The sequence below is a fragment of the Shewanella pealeana ATCC 700345 genome, assembly GCF_000018285.1.
In the GTDB taxonomy this organism is placed as follows: Bacteria; Pseudomonadota; Gammaproteobacteria; order Enterobacterales; family Shewanellaceae; genus Shewanella; species Shewanella pealeana.
Genome location: NC_009901.1, coordinates 3167128 through 3186627, shown reverse-complemented (window position 1 = coordinate 3186627; position 19500 = coordinate 3167128). Strand labels below are relative to the sequence as shown.

At 45.5% G+C, this 19500-nt stretch carries 17 protein-coding genes; 2 read left to right on the top strand and 15 right to left on the bottom strand.

The window, feature by feature from the left end; all coding sequences use genetic code 11:
- Positions 1 to 43 precede the first annotated feature (43 nt).
- The gene (ribA, locus tag SPEA_RS13860) at positions 44 to 673 is read left to right on the top strand and encodes a GTP cyclohydrolase II (protein ID WP_012155842.1); all 630 of its coding nucleotides are present in this window, start codon (positions 44 to 46) and stop codon (positions 671 to 673) included.
- A 98-nt stretch (positions 674 to 771) separates the two neighbouring features.
- Positions 772 to 1584: a hypothetical protein gene (locus SPEA_RS13855; RefSeq protein ID WP_012155841.1), complete on the top strand. Its 813-nt coding sequence runs from the start codon at positions 772 to 774 to the stop codon at positions 1582 to 1584.
- 69 nt (positions 1585 to 1653) lie between these two features.
- Here SPEA_RS13855 and SPEA_RS13850 read toward each other — a convergent pair whose 3' ends face one another.
- The 15 genes from SPEA_RS13850 to SPEA_RS13780 form a co-directional block, all read right to left on the bottom strand.
- Positions 1654 to 1971, bottom strand: a complete 318-nt coding sequence (locus SPEA_RS13850) for a VF530 family protein (protein ID WP_012155840.1) — start codon at positions 1969 to 1971, stop codon at positions 1654 to 1656.
- Positions 1972 to 2111: 140 nt separating this feature from the next.
- Positions 2112 to 2507 carry a rhodanese-like domain-containing protein gene (locus SPEA_RS13845; RefSeq protein ID WP_012155839.1) on the bottom strand — a complete coding sequence of 132 codons (396 nt, stop codon included), beginning with the start codon at positions 2505 to 2507 and terminating at the stop codon, positions 2112 to 2114.
- A 24-nt stretch (positions 2508 to 2531) separates the two neighbouring features.
- Entirely contained in the window at positions 2532 to 2750 is a 219-nt protein-coding gene (locus SPEA_RS13840; RefSeq protein WP_012155838.1) for a YgaP family membrane protein, read from the bottom strand.
- Between the two features lie 60 nt (positions 2751 to 2810).
- Positions 2811 to 6095, bottom strand: a complete 3285-nt coding sequence (locus tag SPEA_RS13835; protein WP_012155837.1) for an efflux RND transporter permease subunit — start codon at positions 6093 to 6095, stop codon at positions 2811 to 2813.
- A gap of 35 nt (positions 6096 to 6130) precedes the next feature.
- Positions 6131 to 7219 carry an efflux RND transporter periplasmic adaptor subunit gene (locus SPEA_RS13830; RefSeq protein WP_012155836.1) on the bottom strand — a complete coding sequence of 363 codons (1089 nt, stop codon included), beginning with the start codon at positions 7217 to 7219 and terminating at the stop codon, positions 6131 to 6133.
- A 262-nt stretch (positions 7220 to 7481) separates the two neighbouring features.
- A complete protein-coding gene (locus tag SPEA_RS13825) occupies positions 7482 to 8792 on the bottom strand; it encodes an OmpP1/FadL family transporter (protein WP_041410974.1) in 1311 nt (436 codons plus the stop codon).
- A 355-nt stretch (positions 8793 to 9147) separates the two neighbouring features.
- The gene (putP, locus tag SPEA_RS13820; protein WP_012155834.1) at positions 9148 to 10599 is read right to left on the bottom strand and encodes a sodium/proline symporter PutP; all 1452 of its coding nucleotides are present in this window, start codon (positions 10597 to 10599) and stop codon (positions 9148 to 9150) included.
- A gap of 140 nt (positions 10600 to 10739) precedes the next feature.
- Positions 10740 to 11444 (bottom strand): DUF3379 domain-containing protein, encoded by a 705-nt coding sequence (locus tag SPEA_RS13815; RefSeq protein WP_012155833.1) that lies wholly within the window; start codon positions 11442 to 11444, stop codon positions 10740 to 10742.
- The gene (locus tag SPEA_RS13810) at positions 11437 to 12000 is read right to left on the bottom strand and encodes a sigma-70 family RNA polymerase sigma factor (RefSeq protein ID WP_012155832.1); all 564 of its coding nucleotides are present in this window, start codon (positions 11998 to 12000) and stop codon (positions 11437 to 11439) included. The genes SPEA_RS13815 and SPEA_RS13810 overlap by 8 nt, the downstream gene beginning before the upstream one ends.
- A 254-nt stretch (positions 12001 to 12254) precedes the next feature.
- Positions 12255 to 13889 (bottom strand): BatD family protein, encoded by a 1635-nt coding sequence (locus SPEA_RS13805; RefSeq protein ID WP_012155831.1) that lies wholly within the window; start codon positions 13887 to 13889, stop codon positions 12255 to 12257.
- Positions 13883 to 15844, bottom strand: a complete 1962-nt coding sequence (locus SPEA_RS13800; RefSeq protein ID WP_012155830.1) for a vWA domain-containing protein — start codon at positions 15842 to 15844, stop codon at positions 13883 to 13885. Before SPEA_RS13800 ends, SPEA_RS13805 begins: the two co-directional genes overlap by 7 nt.
- A gap of 2 nt (positions 15845 to 15846) precedes the next feature.
- A complete protein-coding gene (locus SPEA_RS13795; RefSeq protein WP_012155829.1) occupies positions 15847 to 16857 on the bottom strand; it encodes a vWA domain-containing protein in 1011 nt (336 codons plus the stop codon).
- Complete coding sequence (locus SPEA_RS13790; protein ID WP_012155828.1) at positions 16851 to 17363, bottom strand: DUF4381 domain-containing protein; 513 nt, start codon at positions 17361 to 17363, stop codon at positions 16851 to 16853. The genes SPEA_RS13795 and SPEA_RS13790 overlap by 7 nt, the downstream gene beginning before the upstream one ends.
- A complete protein-coding gene (locus SPEA_RS13785; protein ID WP_012155827.1) occupies positions 17364 to 18293 on the bottom strand; it encodes a DUF58 domain-containing protein in 930 nt (309 codons plus the stop codon).
- Positions 18293 to 19249, bottom strand: a complete 957-nt coding sequence (locus SPEA_RS13780) for an AAA family ATPase (RefSeq protein ID WP_012155826.1) — start codon at positions 19247 to 19249, stop codon at positions 18293 to 18295. The genes SPEA_RS13785 and SPEA_RS13780 overlap by 1 nt, the downstream gene beginning before the upstream one ends.
- Positions 19250 to 19500: the final 251 nt, after the last annotated feature.

Below are 19500 nucleotides of genomic sequence, written 5' to 3'. Positions count from 1 at the left end.
GTTTGCAGTCTCAAGGAGTGAGAGTTGTCGTTAAGGTTTTTTCATGTCGATTAAATACATCGCGTCTTCAAAATTACCAACCCCTTGGGGTGTTTTCGAAATGCATGGTTTTGAAGATAGTGAGACGGGTAAAGAGCATGTAGCGCTTACCTTTGGCACATTTACCCCAGATGCACCAATCCTTGGACGTATCCATTCAGAATGTTTAACTGGCGATGCATTGTTTAGTTTGCGCTGTGATTGTGGTTTTCAACTGCAAACCGCGATGCAGAATATTGCCGAAGAAGGTCAAGGATTTATCCTCTACTTGCGCCAAGAAGGTCGTGGTATCGGTCTGCTTAATAAGATCCGTGCTTATGAGCTACAAGATCAAGGTGCTAATACGGTAGAAGCTAACGAACGTTTAGGTTTTGAAGCCGATATGCGTAAATACGATATGATCATCCCTATGATGGAGAAGATTGGTGTCGATAAAGTGCGTTTAATGACCAATAATCCCCGTAAGGTTAAAGCGATGCAAAGCTTTGGATTGGAAGTTGTCGAACGTGTGCCACTGCAAGTGGGCAAAAATCGCTATAACGAAGGTTACCTCAAGACTAAGTCGACCCAGCTTGGACACATGATGTCTGAGCATCACTTCACTGAAACCGATCCCGAAGTTGATAAAGACTAATCTACTCAGGGAAAAGCCTTAATTTCTTTGGCTTTTCCCATGCTATAACGCTATATTCGGGCTATCTATTAGAGTTTAATTAAGTTTAAAGTCGATTTATGAGCCGTTTGCGTTACCTCGCTTTATTGCTGCCGTTGTTTTCCCCACACGTTATGGCTGAGACTGAAGTCGACTATAGCCACTACGCATTTGCTAATTACCTCGGTAGTGGTATTTATCGTACTTCAGGCCAAAACACGACGGTTGCTAATATTCCTATTAGTTTCGATCTCATGCGCTCTGAAGATGAGTCTTTGGTATTAAATACACCTGTCTCTTTGGGCTTTTTTAACTTTACTTGGAGCGATCTACCCGAAGGCGAGTTTCCTTCGAGTGTTGGCACCTTGACTGTGACGCCTGGAGTGGAATACCGGGTAAAAACCTCCGAGACCCATGAATTTCAAACTTACGCCGATCTTGGCTTTGGTACCAACTTTACTAATGGCAATGATGTCGCTATCTACTCGGCGGGAATGTCGAGTCTACTTGATTTTGAGCTTGGCGATACTTCGCCTGTTTGGGTCAATCGAGTCTTCTTTGCTGGCTATACCACACTAAATGATAACAGCAGCGAAACCTACTCTGCGGTTCAGTCTGGTGTTGATATTGGCACCAATTTTTACTTTCAAGTGAAAGGGGTCGAGATTGAGCCGAGGTTTTTTGTCGCGGGTTATTGGTACTTTGACAGGTTAAAGTTTACCACGCCTTTTGAAGAAGATGTGTTGGTGTCAAACAGCTATGAAGTGGGGATGACTTTCGCTTTTTCAAAACCAGTTGGCTGGGACTTAGTTAATATTGAGCGCTTTGGTTTAAGTTATCGTGCGGGGGATGGCATTGAGGTGTGGCGATTAATTTTTGAGTTCCCTATCTAAGTAAACTGAAGACGCATTGGTTTAATGCCATAAGATTAAACCAATGTCATATTTCAGAGCAAGCTAGGGTTATTTGCCCCAGATTTTTGCATTCGCTTCAGGTAATGGCTCTTTAGATCTCTGTGGTTTAGGCGCTTTAGTTTCAGCGTCATAATCTCTCGGTGCTGGCAAAGGCAATTTATGCATTTTTAGATAAAGGTATTCAACTTTATCTCTCGCCCATTGCGTCTTACGCAAAAACTTTAAACTCGACTTAATACTTGGGTCATGATTAAAGCAGCGGATATCAATTCGGCTACCTAGCTCTTCCCAACCATAATGGTCGACTAGATCTGTTAATAAATCTTCGAGCTTAATGCCGTGCAGTGGGTTGTTTACTTGAGTCATAGTATTGTTGCAATCGTCTTGTTGGTACTTACCTGTATCAGCCAATTATATCAGCTTATTAATTACAGATCTTGGTCATTAAATTGTCGCTAAATAAAAAGGCCACAATAAGCGGCCTTTCAATCTATGTGCTCTACTGCTTAGTGCTGTTGACTCATCAACATTTGGTATCCACCACCGTTGTAAACGTTAGTGTAACCTTCGCTCACAAGCATCTTATTGGCGATGCCGCTGCGGTTTCCGCTACGACAATAGACCACTACAGAGCGATCTTTTGCTATCTGCTGCTTGCTAAATGCACTATTAATTTGCTCATAAGGAATATTGATAGCGTTCGGTAGGTGGCCCTGAGCAAATTCACCAGGTGTGCGCACGTCTACAACTAATGCACCAGCTTCAATTTTTTGCCAAGCCACTTTAGCGTCTTGATCGGCGGCGCTAGCAAATGTGCTAAGCATCATTAGTAAAACACTTAGCCCTAACAACCAAATCATATTTTTTGGTAGTTTATGCTGTAAATTAAAAGCGTTACTCATCAATATACCTATATTTGTCGTTATTTATTTTTGATTGGCAGTCGCTAACTGTGCTTCAGACTTCAAACCTAGCTTGCGCATAATTATGGCTGCCGGACAAAATCCAGTATAGGCGCTTTGGAGTAAATTAGCTCCTACAAAAATGGTGAGCCAGATAAAATTATCATTAATCCATACAGTTAGGATTGTTGATAGTAAAACCATAAAGCCGGCAAATGCCATGATGGCGCGTTCAATTGACATGAAAACTCCTTTTAAATGTAAGTGACTATGGCGGAGGTTACCGCCATAAATAGAGGTTGATTACAAATAACGCTTTTTCATCGCTGCATAATAAAGCACTGGGATCACCACTAGGGTTAACAGCGTTGAGATCAATATGCCAAAGATTAAACTGATGGCAAGACCATTAAAAATCGGGTCATCTATGATAAATAGCGCGCCTATCATGGCTGCTAAGGCCGTTAGCATAATGGGCTTGGCTCGCACGGCTCCAGAGTGGATAACCGCTTGCTGAAATGGCACTCCTGCGGCCGTTTCTTGATGAATGAAGTCGACTAACAGAATCGAGTTACGCACTATGATCCCCGCCAGCGCAATCATGCCTATCATGGAGGTGGCGGTAAACTGCGCACCCAGTAGTGCATGGCCAGGCATCACTCCGATAATGGTCAGTGGAATAGGCGCCATGATAATCAGTGGAACCAGATAGGATCTAAATTGGGCAACGACCAATAGATAAATGGCGAGCATGCCAACGCCGTAGGCGATCCCCATGTCTCTGAAGGTCTCATAGGTCACTTTCCATTCACCGTCCCAAAGCACTGCAACGCTATCGAGTCCACTTGGTTGACTGATGAAATGTTGCTCGAATGCTAAAGTTGAGCTTGAAGCTAAATCAGAGCCAGAACCAGAACCAGAACCAGAACCAGAGCCAGAGCCAGAGCTTTGCGCATCATTTATCTGGCCGACCATATCGAACATGCCATAGAGCGGGCTGTCTAGAGGGCCAGCCATATCGGCAACCACCATGATCATCGGGATCATGTTTTTATGGATGATTGGCGTATCAATATTACCTTTGTCGATCCTGACTAATTCAGATACGGCAACGGCTTGGCCGCTACTGCTACGCAGTGTTAGATTTAACACTTGCTCTAAATCGACTTTTGCTCCCTCTTGGAGTTGGATCTTAATAGGTATCGCATGCTTTTGATTCTCTTTATGTAGATAGCTGATGTTCTTGCCGCCGACAGAGGTTGCGACTAAGTCGACTATCTGGCTATAAGGCACTCCTAGTAAGCTGGCCTTAGTTCTGTCGATGATTACCTGCCACTTGGCTGCCGATTCAGGCAGATAGATATCGATATCGACCACATCTTTGGTCTGTTTAAATACCCCAAGTAATTGGTTCGCCGCCTGCTCACGAATAGCTTCACTGGGACCATAAACTTCAGCGAGGATGGGCGACCAAACGGGTGGGCCGGGTGGAACTTCAACGACTTTAATATTGGCATGGTATTTAGCACCAATTGCTTGCAGTGGCGCCCTAACAGACAGAGCGGTGCTGTGGCTATCTCGGTCACGATGCTTTTTATCGACTAAGTTCACTTGGATATCTCCAAGCTCTTGAGTCTGACGCAGGAAGTAATGACGCACTAATCCATTAAAGTTGATTGGGGCGCTGGTGCCGGCATAGAGCTGGTAACTTTCTACCTCTTCTACTTGGTTTAGGTAACGGCCTAGCTCTTTTAATGCTTTTTGAGTCTGTTCAACAGGCGTGCCTTCTGGCAAGTCGACCATGACTTGGAATTCAGACTTATTATCGAAAGGCAGCATTTTCAGCACGACCAATTTTGCCATTGGCAGCGCTATAGCCCCTGCAATCAGAATGAAAATAGCCGCTGCTAAACCTAATCTTGCTTTTCTGGCATTTTCTCCTTTAACGAATGGGCTAATTAAGCGATTGAATAGGCGAAACATCATGCCTTTTCCCAGAGCCGGATCAGCTCTATCAAGCGGGCTGTCTTGGTTATGCTGTGATACTGGGCGTTTGAGGAGTTTTCGGCTCAGCCAAGGGGTGATAACAAACGCCACGGCAAGGGAGATTAGCATTCCCATACTGGCATTGATCGGAATTGGGCTCATATAAGGCCCCATCAAGCCTGAGACAAAGGCCATAGGTAGCAAGGCTGCGATAACAGTAAAGGTCGCTAAAATAGTAGGACCGCCCACTTCATCAACCGCAATAGGAATGATCTCTGAGAATGAGCGCTTGCCCATAGCCATATGTCGGTGAATGTTTTCAACCACCACGATGGCGTCATCAACCAATATGCCGATAGAGAAAATCAACGCAAACAGCGAGATTCGGTTTAGAGTGAAGCCCCAAGCCCATGAGGCAAAAAGGGTGAAGGCTAAGGTAATGACGATAGCAATGCCAACGACCAGGGCCTCTCTGAATCCCATTGTCATTAAGACTAAGATCACCACTGCCGCAGAGGCAAATACTAGCTTAAAAATCAGGGTATTGGCTTTATCTCCTGCAGTCTCGCCGTAGTTTCGCGAAATGCTCACTTCGATGCCATCAGGGAGCAACACATTTTGGACTTTAGCGACTCTGTCCATGATAGTGTTCGCGACATCGACGGCATTCATACCGGGTTGCTTACCTATGGCGACAGTAACGGCTGGGTAGATATTTTGCTTGTCGCCATGCCATGCACTTTTGGTTGGCAAGTCAGCTTTAAGCGTGATATCGGCAAAGTCAGCGACATAAACCGGGGCAGCATGCCCGTCGCTGTCTTGTTTTACCGCGACCACGAGTTGCTTCACATCTTCAATGTTTTGCAGAAATTGACCCGCTTGCACTTTTATCTCTTGATTACCTTGAACTAGAGAGCTTGGCATTGAGATATGATTATTGCTCATCAGGCTTTGATTTATTTCATCGAACGAGACGCCGAAATAATTCATCTTAACCGGATCGATTCTAACGTTGAGGCTAAGTTGTTGATCACCAAAGGAGCTAATCTCTCTGGTGCCGGGGATCCTTTTTATCTCGGTCTCTAAGCCGTTAGCAACGTGAGTGAGCATCTCTGCGGAAACAGACTGGTCTTTTGACCATAGGGTTAGGCTAACAATAGGAACATCATCGATGCCGCGAGGTTTAATTTGCGGCTCTCCCACACCCGCTTCGAGCGGAAGTTTATACTGGTTAGAGTAAAGCTGGTTGTAGAGTTTGACTATGGCCTCATTACGAGCAATACCCACCTCAAACACCACGATAAACAGGGCGCCGTCAGACTGAGAAAATGAATAGAGGGTGTCTATGCCTTTAATTTCCGAGATAATCTGCTCAGTCGGTAAGGTAACTAAGCTTTCTACTTCTCGCGGGGTAGCGCCAGGAAAGGGGACATACACATCGGCAAAGGTGACATCGATTTGTGGCTCTTCCTCTTTAGGCGTCACGATCACCGCGAATAGCCCGAACAACAAGCCTAAGAGGGCCAATAATGGCGTGATAGCACTGGATTGAAAGGCGCTAGCAATACGTCCAGAAATACCTAATTTGTTTTGAGTTTGCATGACAGGTCTTCCTTAAAACTAGATTCGATTAGGTTTCATGGTTTATTGCTTTGCTTAAGCAGTAACAGTGCGTGGTAGGCATCTTTAGCAACTACATCACCCTCTGATAATCCTGCTAAGATCTCGACTTTGCCATTATTGCTGAGTCCAGTTCTGACCTGATTGAGTACCCATGCATCATTTTGCTGAATATAGACGGCGCTGAGTTCATTCATGGTGAGTAATGACGACTCGGGGATGAATATGGTATTACGGCTACCGCTAACAAATTGGGCTTTAATTAGGCTACCAGGGATAAGGCCATCTGTATTTTCAGGTAAGTTAATGCGTACTTTATAGCTATGAGACTTTGGATCAACAAAGGTAAATAGTGTCAGTTGCTCACTGTTTATCTGCTGGCCGTTGGCTAAGGTTAATTTGAATTTGGGCTGTTGTTTTAGTGCTTCCACATAACGCTGGGGGATTTGAGTGACTGCGCGCATCTGGCTTAAGGAGTAACCTGAGTATAAGGCTTGCCCAGGGCTTACTGTTTCGCCCTCTTCAACATGTCTTTGGGTGACTATGCCTGCAAATGGCGCACTGACAAGAGTATAATTTAATGATTCGCTGGCTTGAGTAATTCTAGCTTTAGCTGCGCTTACTGCTTGTTGAGCAGACTTTGCGTTAGCTTCGGCTTCATCCATCGCTCCCTTGGAAATGGCTCCCTTAGGAAATAGCGCTTGATAGCGTTTAAACTGCTGCTGGGCTTCGACATTGACGGCGCGGGCTTTGGCGTATTCGGCTTCTGCTGCGGCGAGCTGGGCGCCTTGTTCTTTACTGGTGATCTCAAGTAGTGGGGCACCCGTTGCAACCACATCATTGATATCGTAATTGAGCTTGATAATGCGACCGGAGGTTTGTGCCGATACGGTAGCGGACTTGGTGGGCTCAATGACTGCATCTAGCTGTACCCAGTTGGGATAGGGTTTGAAGCTTACTGTTATTGATTCTAAATGCTTATTGTCAGCAGCCGCTCTAGACTCAGCCGATACCGACGCAGATAGGCTCAAAAATGGTAGAGAGCTTATTAATAGATAGGCAAGTAGGGCAGTGTTTTTCAGGGCGTTTTTCTGGGAATTATTCATTTAATTGTCTTATCAAAACCAGTCCATGCAATAATTCTAATGGAAGTGGTTTTTATGTGCAATAATTATTTATTAGAGAAAAGCGATGGACTGTGTTTGAATTAAATAGTCACTATCAAGAGCGGCAAAGATTAAGCTGTAATGGGAAAGGGGCTGTTTGTGCTATAGCGTTTATGGGCAAACTTAGAGAGCAGGGTATGAAACAATAAAAAGCCGCATTGGTATGCGGCTTTTGTTATCGAGATACAATTAAGCGGTTAGCTTAGAACTTGTAGTTGTACTGAATAGAGTAGTATGTTGCATTTGATGTTGTTGTCGCATGCACCGTGCCTAAATCAGCACCAAGGATTGGCATCTCTTGGCCCACTGCGTCTAATACTGAGCTATGTTCTGTTAGCTGAGTTTCTTCGCCACGAACGAATGCAATACCGAAATCTAGGCTAGTGTGCTTAGATAGGTTGTAAGTTGCACCCATAGTGTACCACTGACGGTCTGAATCAGGAATTGAGATAGAGCTCACTTCACCAACAACACCTTGGTCGAACATGTAACCCGCACGTAGTGTCCAGCTGTCATTCAGAGTATAAGTACCACCTACACTGAATAACCATGAGTCATCCCACGCATATTTCTTTAGCTGCGCTTCTGAAGGATCAGTAACAGTAATTTCGTGGAAGTCTCCCCAAGTCGTCATCTGCGCCGTATAGTGCAGTGCAAACTTTTCTGTTAGTTGGTGGAAACCAGCAACTTGGAAAATATCAGGAAGAGGAATATTGATCTCTTCGAAATCAACACCTGCGTAGTTTACTGTACCATCAGCGGTAAACTCTGGGCTGAAGCGGTAGCTGACACCAAAACGGTGGTCTGCATTGATTTCATATACGGCACCCACAATACCGCCAAAAGCGATGCCATCAGCATCTACATCAACTAGGTCTACAGGTACAAGAGATCCATCAGGTGCTACAGGAAGCTCACCTGAACGCGTTAGTACGCCAGAGCCATAAATTACATCAAGACCAGCACCCACACTCAAGTTATCGTTGATGCGGTATGAGGCACTTAGGTTGAAGTTGATAGTAGTGACTTCAGTTTTACCTAGTAGATCGGCTGGCGCTGGAATTTGCGCGGCGCCACCAAGGATCGATTTTGGCTGTGATAGTTCGCTTGTATCGGTACCTGTACCGAAGTTACTGAACATAGCAACACCGTAGGCGAACTTGTCGTTTACTGGGCTTACATAGTAAAAATTAGGGATAACTTTTGCTTCGGCGCCATCGTCGATATTGCCGTAGTGTAGTTCACCTAGATTTGAGTTAACAAATACATCCTGAACTTCAACTTGTACGTCAGCATAAGTTAAGCCCATTGAAAGTTGTTTTTCGTCAAACAACGCCATAGCAGCTGGGTTACGAGAAAGTACTGATGCGTTATCGGCGATTACAGCATCACCGGCAAACGCACGGCCAACACCTGTTGCTGATTGGCTATTTATTTGGAAGCCAGCAGCCATTGTTTGAGTGCTTACTAGAGCTACTGATACAGCAATAAGAGTCTTGTTGAAAATCTTCATTATTATCATCTCTATTATATTTTTGGTCTTGCTTATTTGGGGCTAATTTCATGATTAGCGGCAAGATCCACTTATTAGACCAGTGCATAGTAGGGAGATGTGTGCAAGCTAACAACTCCGACCAGAAACGGTTTTTTGTTAATTATTAGTTAATTATAGTTCATTTTTTTTGCTGGTAATTAAGTGAGCAATTAAATTAGGTCTTAGAAACTATAGCCAGCACAGGCTTGAGGCAGCAAGCTTGTTTAGTTGTGTGTTAATGGGATGTAAGTCGTTGATGGTTTAGGCGCTGATGGGTAAAAATAAAAAAAGCGTACAAGTGTACGCTTTTTATCTGTTCTGCTCTCTATTGCAGCTATAGCTTGGCTTCGAAGCTATCGAACTGCTGTTTAATTGTCTCTGATGGGCTTTGCATCTTGCTGATAACCACACCGGCTAGGCTGGCTAGAATGAAGCCTGGAAGGATTTCATAGATGTCAAAAATATGACCTGAAAGTTGCTTCCAAACCACAACTGTCAGTGCACCAACAATAATGGTCGCGACTGCACCATTGCGGCTGTAACCACGCCAAAATAGAGATAACAACACGACAGGACCGAAAGCTGCACCAAAGCCAGCCCAAGCATAGCTGACTAAACCTAGTACGCTGCTTTCTGGATTAAGGGCAACAACACCCGCAATGATGGCAATCGCCAATACACCAATACGGCCGACAAGCATCAATTCTTTACTTGTCGCCTGTGGACGTAACCACTTCTTATAGAAATCTTCGGTGATCACACTCGAACAGACTAAAAGCTGCGAATCGATGGTACTCATAATTGCCGACAAGATAGCTGCGATAAGTAAACCACCAATCCACGGATTAAATGCTGCATGGGCTAAGTGAATGAACACGGTTTCAGGGTTTGATAGTGGCTCAGCTGCAAAGTAGAGGCTACCGGCAATACCTGTTGCCAGCGCACCGACAAGGGCTAGTAGCATCCAACCCATGGCGATGCGGCGTGAAACCGGAATATCGTCAGGTGAGGCTATAGCCATAAAGCGAGACAGAATATGCGGCTGACCAAAATAGCCTAGTCCCCATGCTAGTAGCGATATGAAGCCAATAAAGGTGGTATTTTCATTGAACATAGATAGCATTGCTGGGTCGATGTTTTCCAAGCCTGCTTGTGTCTCTGGCTGACTAAAAATAGCCACAGGGACAATTAACAGTGCAATAAGCATCAGGCAGCCTTGGAAAAAGTCGGTCCAACTAACGGCAAAGAAACCACCAACGAAGGTATAGGCCACGATAATGGTAGAGCCAATGATCAAAGCCAAGGTGTAATCTAGACCGAATACTTTTTCAAATAAAATCGCACCACCTACCATGCCAGAGGAGGCATAAAAGGTGAAGAAGACTAAGATGGTCACAGCTGAAACTAACTTTAGCAGGCCTTTATTATCTTCAAAACGTTTCTCGAAGAAGTCGGGAAGTGTCAGTGCATTATCAGTAAATTGGGTATAAACACGTAAACGTTTAGCGACAAATAGCCAGTTAAGCCAAGCGCCAAAGACAAGACCTATGCCAATCCAAGCTTCGCCTAACCCGCCTAGGTATACGGCTCCGGGTAAACCTAAAAGTAACCAGCCCGACATATCTGAGGCACCCACACTGAGTGCAGTAACCGCAGGCCCCATACCACGGCCACCTAGAATGTAATCGTCTACAGAGTCTGTTGCTTTATAAGCCCATAAGCCTATGCCCATCATTAAAGAGAGATAGGCGATAAAAGTAATTAAAACAGGTAATTCAATTGTCATGTGTGATGCACGCTTCTTTTATTTTCAATTTGTGTGGGCGCTATGCTAGCAGATCTATGAGCTGAGGCCCAATAAAGCGAGGGAATGTGATGAAGATCTAACCAATGATGCGTGTTAAGCATCATTGGTTGTAAAGGTTGTTAGATGAATGTTTGTTCAATTTCGTTCTTAACGTAATCGAGGTCTTGGTTTTGTTCACCAACTAATAACATGTAGGCGTTATCGGTTTCAAAGCCCATACCTTGATACTTGTTATCGGCAAAGGCTTCTTCCAGTACCATGCGATCTTCTAGAGGGACAATAAACAGAGTGACTTTTTCTTGCTCGCCCTGCATCACTAAGTGCAAGCTTTTTACCCCTTGAAAATCACAGTAAGTACTGTAAAAGACTCTGCCGGGCTGCTGGATGAACTTCATACTGTTATTGCCACCGAGGGAAGCAAGTTGAAAGTTTACCGTTTGAAACGGTACATCTTGCTCAATGTTGAGCGCTTCGGTCTCATGGTAAACATGGGCTAGAGCATGCTGGCTCAGATCAACAGGTCCCATTCTTAGTAGAGTAAATGTCATTCCCGCTAAAAATGCTATCGAAGCCACGAGGGCAAACGCAAACCCTGTTTTGCGGCGCTGTGTATGGTGATGTTGTAGTTGCTGACGCAGCAATAATTTTGCGGCGAGGTCGTCTGGTACATCAACTTTGAGTGCTCGATCTATTTTAGCATCTAAGCCTTTTAGATCATTTAAGAAGGCTTCTCTTTCAGCTGACTCCATAGCGGCATCGAGGAAGTCAGCTTCTTGGCTGTTGGGCTCGCTGTATGCCTGACGGCGAAACTTAAGCTCATCCATTGGACTGCCCCCTGAACTGTGGTTGCTCGAGTTGATCTTTAAGTTGGTTTCTTGCTCTAAATAAACGTGTCATAACGGTATTGCGATTTAAATCGAGAATTTTTGCTATTTCATCACCACTAAATCCGCCAATGACTTGCAATAACAGGGGTTCTCGGTACTCCAGTTCTAAGTTGTAAATCTGTCTGCGTATTAAGTATTGCTCAGCAAGCTCTTCGGTTGTGCCAGAAAGTGTATCTTCAATGAACTCTTGCTCAACATCTGAGTAATTAAACTGTTTACGCTCAAAGCGTCTTGCATTTTCGCGGCGTAAAATTGTGATTAACCAAGCTTTTGCAGCTTTCTCGTCTTTCAATGAGTCGAGCGAGCGCCAAGCACGTAAAAACGTTTCTTGAGTGATGTCTTCAGCGACGTGTTTATCTCCGCAAAGCCAATAGGCGAAACGGTAAATATCAGCGTGAAGTGCCCTGACAAGGCTATCGTATCGTCGTTGTTTGCTAACCATGTCTGAAGAGACCGTGGACTTCGACTTTTTATTGCGCCAACTATCAAACATTTTTAATTTTTCTAACGGGATCAATAAAACACAGCTTACTCTCGTTGAACTGTTAATTCCAATCACTGAATTTGTTGGGCTTTCTGGGCTTTCTGGGCTTGTTGGGTTGAGCTTGGTGTGTAGCTTAAATGTTTGTTGTTGAGGCGTTAAAGCGTGAGCAGACGCTTATTGATTAAATGCAGTGCTTAAAAATTAAAGCCGTTATCGACATAAATTGTCGATAACGGCTTATCGCGTCTAGCTATGCAACTTTGCTAGCTAGGGTTCAGCTTAGCCAGTGCTGAAGCCTTAGCTGGGCTTGTTTCAGCCTTGGCCATTTTCGCAATAGATAAGATCTGACCAAAATCTACCGTGCTAGATTGCTGGTTTGCACCGTAGGCTGCTTGCTGTAATTGGTTAATGCAATCGCTTAAGTTGATATCTGTTGCCGCAATTTGACTAAGGGTCATAGGCCTCTGATATAGCTCGCCATAATAGCGAGTAAGCGCATTAAGTACCCCTGTGGGATCTTTTGTATGGCAAGCTGTTTGTAGATTCGTGAGGCCTGAAACAGCGAGGGGAGCCTTGGCACTCGACTCAATATTGGGCGCTACTTGCTTGTTTCTGCGCTCTTTTAGCCAAAGTAGCAAAGTGATGACCCATAAACAGCCGAGCACTAAAGATATCCAAGGCCAAAAGCCAGCGTGGGTATTGCTTGATGGCGTGGTTATTTGCGGCTGTATAGGCTCAATTGCAGCGCCACCTGTCACCGTGATAGTGCGCGCAGGTAAAGTCGCAAATTGCTGTTTATTCAGATGTGGATTCCACCAAGGGACCTTGATTTCAGGCAAGGTATACGTGCCAGCTTGGGTGGCGACAATTGCCGTTGTTTGAGTCAGTTGCGACACCATCTGGTTATCGCGCAGAAATGTGTTACGTTGTGGCTTTTCTGGGTAGGCTTTTAGTGCGCTCGGTGACTTAATGACAATGTCAGGCAGACTGGTTTCATCGGCGTTGGATGCCAGTAAGTTGATGGTGCGAGTGATAGGGTCGCCAACTTTAAATTCGGTCTGTGTTTCAGGCCAATCTTCTTTTAATACAACCAAGTCAGATACTAGCCACTGCCCATGATAGTCAGCAGGAATAGGCTTGATGAGTACCGTCATTTTTGGTGCTTGAGTCTGTGTCGGTCTACTTTCATTGAAAGAGAACATAGCGCCGTTGCGTCTTGACTGCACCATGACATCACCGGCAAAGCTGGCACCGTCAATGGTGAGCTCTCCTGGCTGGTCGGCGACAATCGCATAGTTTCGTTCAATAACTCGGTATCGGCGACCATTAACGACATCTGTGCTGTCTTTGTCTTCACCCAGCTGCTTTATCTGCGCACCTTCTAAGTTTGGTGCATTTAATACACCGCGCTGTAACTCTAGCGCTAAATAGAGCTTAACCTTGTAAGTGAGCATCTGGCCCACATAAGCCTGCTTACTCGACAGGTTGGCGCGCATAAAGATGTCTTTCATCTGTTGCGGCTGTGAACCGGTTTTTACAACAGATAAAGAGATTGGATTAGAGCTTATGCCATCGATAGTAAAAGCTGGAATAGTGACTGTGCCTATATTTTTAGGCGATAGTAGCACTTGCCAGCGGGTCTCGTTGCTAGCATCGAAATTCATTATCTGCTTGCTTCGACTGATACTGGTTCGGCCAACGATAAAGTCTTTCAACAGCTTAGATGTATCGAGTTTTCCGCTGTTTAGATCGTCATCTGCGGTAACTGTTAGGATTAAAGACTCACCTTCCATAACTGGGTTACGGTCGACAGAGGCCTGAAGCGATGTGATCGCGCTAGCTGGAAAGGCGGCTGTGAGGGCGATAATCGCGAGTAAAAAAATATGCCGTATTACCACTGTTCGTTTTCCTTAGAATTGATGCCTTGTTGGCGACGTTTCTGATATTCAAGTTGCATTTTATTTCGCAGTAAGACCTGTGGATCATCTGCAACGGCCCGCAGTGCTCGCTCCATTTCAGGAGGGAGCGGCTCATCTGTTGGCATGGCACTCGCGGCGACTTGCTCTGTTTGCTCGGCTGCTTTATTTGGCTCATCGGCCTCAGCCTTTGCTGCAGATTGCGCTTGCTGTTTAGCTAGCTCTTCCTGCTTTTGAGCTTGTTGTGCAGACTGACTATTAGTTTGATTTTGTTCAGCCTTGTTTTCATCAGCCTTTTCGTCATCAGGGTTTGCTTGCATTTCAGCTTCATTATTTGCCTGCTGTTGCTCACTAGCCTCTTGCTCTTGAGATTGGCTCTTATCAGATTTGGCATTGTCTTGCTGCTCCGATTGAGCGTCTTGCTGATTACTTTTAGCTTGTGAGTCAGAGCCTTTAGACTCTCCACTTTGATTTTGTTCCGACTCATTCTCTGAACTGTTATCTGAACCGTTATCAGAATTTTTTTCTGAACTGTTATCAGAACTGTTATCAGAACTGTCATTAGAGCTTTGTTCAGAATTCTGTTGCTGCTGATCTTGCTGTTGTAGTTGTTTGGCTAGATCAAGGTTACTCTTAGCGGAATCAAGCTGAGGATCCTTGGCAAGCGCAGATTGATAACGCTCTTGCGCCTCGGGATACTTGCCTAATTGCATCAAACTATTACCTTGATTATAAAGGCCGTTGGCGGAGTCATCTTTCTCAAAAGCCTTGAGGGCCTCTTCAAAATTACCTGCTTTATAAAGCGCACTCGCTTGCCATTGTGGACTCTCGAATCGACTTGCAGCGCCTTGATAGTCTTGCGCCTGATAAGCCTGCATCGCTTGTTGATCTTGGGTCTGCCAAAGATCATCCCAAGTGCTGGCGTAGACTTGGCCGCTAGGCTGAAACAAGACTAAAAGCGCAACACTTGCCATCATGCCGTTTCTAAAACTCAACAGTGCCGGTAGCAGCAAGAGTAGAGCAAAGTAGGGGCCTAGATCTTGCCACGTTTCCCCTTCGAGATCGCTGGCTTTTGTATCTTGAGTATTGGCTAGCCACTGCTTAATTTGAGTGATATCGCCACCGTCCGCGCGGCTTAGTACTAGAATACCATTTGCCTCAGAAGCGAGCTCCTTTAGTAAGTTGTAATCGGTTTTTGCGACGACAATCTGATTGGAGTTATCACGTAGTAACTGACCATCGGGTAACTTAATCGGCGAACCTTGTTGGCTACCGAAGGCGATAATTGCCAGTCGGTACTGACTGCCGCTTAGTGCTGATTTAGCAAGCTTAAATTGGGTTGAGCTTACGCCGTCGGTGAACAAAATAATGTCCCCGCGTACATGCCCACCTTGGCTTAGTAACGACTTTGCCTGAATGATTGCGGTCTCAAGGTTGGAGCCTCTTACTGGCATGATACTTGGCGTTAGGGTTGGCAGCAGGTTTAATAGCGTCGCTTTATCTCGAGTGAGTGGGCTAATAGTAAACGCATCACCCGCATAGGCTATCAGCCCAGTTTCACCTTCCGATAGAGCATCGATAAGATCTGTGGCCCTAAATTTTGCCTGAGTTAAACGGTTTGGCACTAAGTCATTGGCATACATAGACAAAGACATGTCCATGACGATGACGCGCCCTTGCGCTGACTCATAAACTGGCAGGGCTCTTTTCTCAAGCGCTGGGCCAGATAGGGCGAATACGGCAATAAACCAAGCCAGTGCTAGGTAAGCAATGTTGTTGTGCTTCTTTTTCATCGAGCCGCCAACAAGCACCTTAGCTAAGTGCGGGGCGATATAGCGGTTCCAACTTGAGCTAGCGGCTTTGCTCTTAAATAAAACTAATAGCAATATAGCCAATGGAATAAGGGCTACAAACCATTCGGGACGTAGGAAATGCATGGTTAACGTCCTCCTTTTACAAAGTGAGACTTAGCGCTAAAGCTTGCTCTAAAGGCTGTAATATTAGTTAAAGCATTAATGATTGATGCCAGTAAAGCTAAGGCCAGTGGCCAGTAAAACAGCTCTGACTGCGGTCGATAACTGAGTTGATCGCGACTCACTGGCTCCAAGGTATCGATTACCTGATAGATCTGCTCTAACTCCTCGGTATTGCGGGCTCTGAAATACTGGCCGCCAGTGACTTTGGCAATCTCTTGCAATTGAGACTCGTCTAGATCCATAGATGGGTTGACCCTTTCTTTGCCAAATAGGGTTCTGCGTTCCATGACATCGGCGCCAACGCCTATGGTATAGATGGTGATCCCTCTTTGGGCGGCAATCTGGCTAGCTTGCTCTGGCGTTATCGCGCCAGCGTTGTTAGAACCATCTGTGAGTAAAATTAACACTCGATTACTCTGTTCGACTTTATCGAAACGTTTAACACCCAGGGCAATCGCTTCACCAATGGCAGTTTGTTTACCGACTAGGCCGATTTGGGCTTCTTTTAGATATTGTGCTACAGAGCGTCTATCTTGGGTCAATGGTGACTGCAGATAGGCATGGTCGGCAAAAAGGATAAGACCGATACGATCGCCTTTTCTGCGTTCAATAAAGTCACTAATGACATGTTGGATCAGAGTAAAGCGATCAACCACCTTACCGTCTATCACCATGTCTTCAATTTGCATACTGCCGGAGAGATCGACCGATAACATAAGGTCACGACCTTTACTCGGCAGTTCGATAGCCTCTCCAACCCAAAGTGGACGGGCACAGGCTAATACCAGCAAGCACCATACTAACCAGTAACGTTTTCTAGTTTGTCGGCTTTTTTCGGTGATAGCCACTTGGCCGGGTAAGCTGGCTCCGGGTAACAGTAGATGGCCGCCCTGAGGTTGTTTCTGCTGTTTATTTCTAAATATCAGCGGTAGAGGCAGTAGCAGCAATAAAAATGGCCAGGCGAGGGTTAACATTGACTTACCTCACTACTTTTCGGGCTGATAGAGGACATTTTTCTTAATGGCAGCGCTGCTTTTAACCAGCCTTGAGCATGAAGCATTAGAGCTTGTTTTTCATCTTCACTAAGCTGAGCCTTTTGATAGCGCAGGGCTAACAGCTTACATAGCTCAACTTGCGGTTTATTAGTCTGTGCGTTTAGCCATTGGTACCAGTCATCGCCACTGAGCTGTGCGACCTGCTCGCGGCTGGTGTAGCTCATGGCTGCACGTTTAAGCAGGCTACTCACCTCAACGGCAAATTGCGGACTGTTTTGATCTAATGTCGCAAGCTCTGTCAGTACCATTCGCTTTGCTGCGCCGACTTGTCGACGTTTTCTAAACCAGACGATGAGTAAGGTGGTAATGACTATGAGGATAATCAGACTGAGCCAATAGCCATAAGCGAGTGGCCACAAACCTATTTCAGCGGGTGTCTGAATGTCTTGCATTGAAGCAAGAGCTGGGTTGACTGGATTGCTCATCTATCGCAATGCCCCTAACTGTTGATTGAGTCTGAGCCCTGCATCAACAATGCGGGTTTGAACGTTAAGTTTTTGCATCATTTCAATAAATTGATCTTGTTGATGTTGCTGACTAGTTAGCCACTGCTGGTAACTGTTTCTGTCGAGGAGCAGCTCTTTGTTACCTTCTCTTACTGGAAGCTGAAAATGCTTAGGTAGATCGAGTAGTCCTTGGCGAAGCGGGTCGGTGATCAAGAAGGCGCCTAAATCGCAGTGACGCTTCAAGTCTGACAGCGCTGCCAAGCAACTTGGCGTGAAGTTACTGCCATCGGAAACTATCCAGATGAGTGAGCCAGGCTTGGCTAAACGGCGAAGGCGTTGACAGGCCTTTAGCAGATGCTCAGGCTCTGGAGTCTGGTCGGCGATATTCTGCAGTTGTCTGGTATGCAAGTTTTTAATTGCAGAGATCACTTGCAATATGCCTTGTTGGCGACTTCGCGGCTTAAGTTCAATATGTTCTTGCTCGGTAGCGATTAACGCCCCAAGGCGGTCGCCATGTAAAATAGCACTCCAGCCAAGAGTGGTAGCAAGATGGGCCGCCTGTACCGACTGTAACATCAGGCTTGAACCAAAATAGAGGCTATGGCTAAGGTCGAGCAGTAGTAGCACAGGGCGTTCACGCTCTTCGACAAACAGCTTAGTGTGAGCCTTACCGGTTCTTGCCGTGACTCGCCAGTCGATGGTACGCACGTCATCACCACTTTGATAATGACGAACTTCGGCAAACTCCATGCCTCGACCTTTGATTAAGCTCGCTCTATGACCCGCTAGGCTCGCTTTGGCTTTAGCCCGTTTTTCGGGTAAGGCTTTGGCAAGGCTCTGGCAGGCCAGTAACTCTTTTTCGGTAATATTAATGCCGTCGCTAAACAACGGCAGTTCAGAGTTGACCATTAAGGGACCGCAACTTGAGAAAGAATATGGTTGATCACGTCATCAGCACTGATGCCATCGGCTTGTGCCTGATAGCTCAACAGCAAACGATGACGCAGCACGTTGGGAGCAACAGCCTGAATATCTTCTGGAGAAACAAAGTCACGTTCATATAAGTAGGCGCGCGCACGAGCACAACGTTCAAGCGACAGGGTGGCACGAGGGCTGACGCCGTATTCAAGCCAACTGGCTAACTCTTGGCTATAGGCCTCAGGTTTACGGGTTGCCATGATGATATCGACGATGTATTTCTCTAAAGGCTCGGCAAGATAAATTTGTAGTGCGTGCTCACGAGCTGCAAAAATATCCCCTTGAATAATAGGCTCAACATGGGGAAGTTCTTGCTTAAGCGCTTCATTTCGAGACATTCTCATGATCTGAAACTCGGTTTCAGCACTTGGATAATCAAGGTTGAGGTGCATCAAAAATCTGTCTAACTGCGCCTCGGGTAACGGGTAGGTACCTTCGTTCTCCAGTGGGTTTTGTGTCGCCATGACCAAAAACAGTTCAGGCAACTGATAGCTGTGCTTACCTACAGTGACCTGACCTTCGGCCATGGCCTCTAACAAAGCCGACTGGACCTTGGCGGGGGCACGGTTAATCTCATCGGCCAAGATAAGATTATGAAAAATGGGGCCAGCTTCAAATTCGAAGGTGGCAGTTTGCGCGCGATAAATATCAGTACCGGTTAAGTCAGCTGGTAGTAGATCTGGCGTAAATTGAATACGGTGAAAATCTCCCTCGACGCCATCACACAATGCTTTTACAGCGCGAGTCTTAGCTAGGCCTGGCGGGCCTTCTACCAAGAGATGCCCGTCGGCAATTAATGCAATTAGTAGATTCTCGGTGAGAATAGGCTGCCCTAAAATGACAGTATTTAAGTATTCGCGTAACGCGTGAAATCGACTCAAAGGCATGATGCTACTCGGTTTATTTAAAGTTAGTTAGATATAGACCTGCGACATAGTAAAAAATTCCCTTAGGGTTTGGCTAGTGCCAATTTTTCTTTGTGCCGATAAATCGGTCTAACGAAGGGATTAAAGTGCAGATAAGAATTAACCTTGTGATTACTGATATTGGTTAGTGAGTAACTTTATAGACAACTGAAACAGAAATATGCTTCATTAATGTTTGTTTATGAATGGTTTTTTTATATTTTAACAACAAA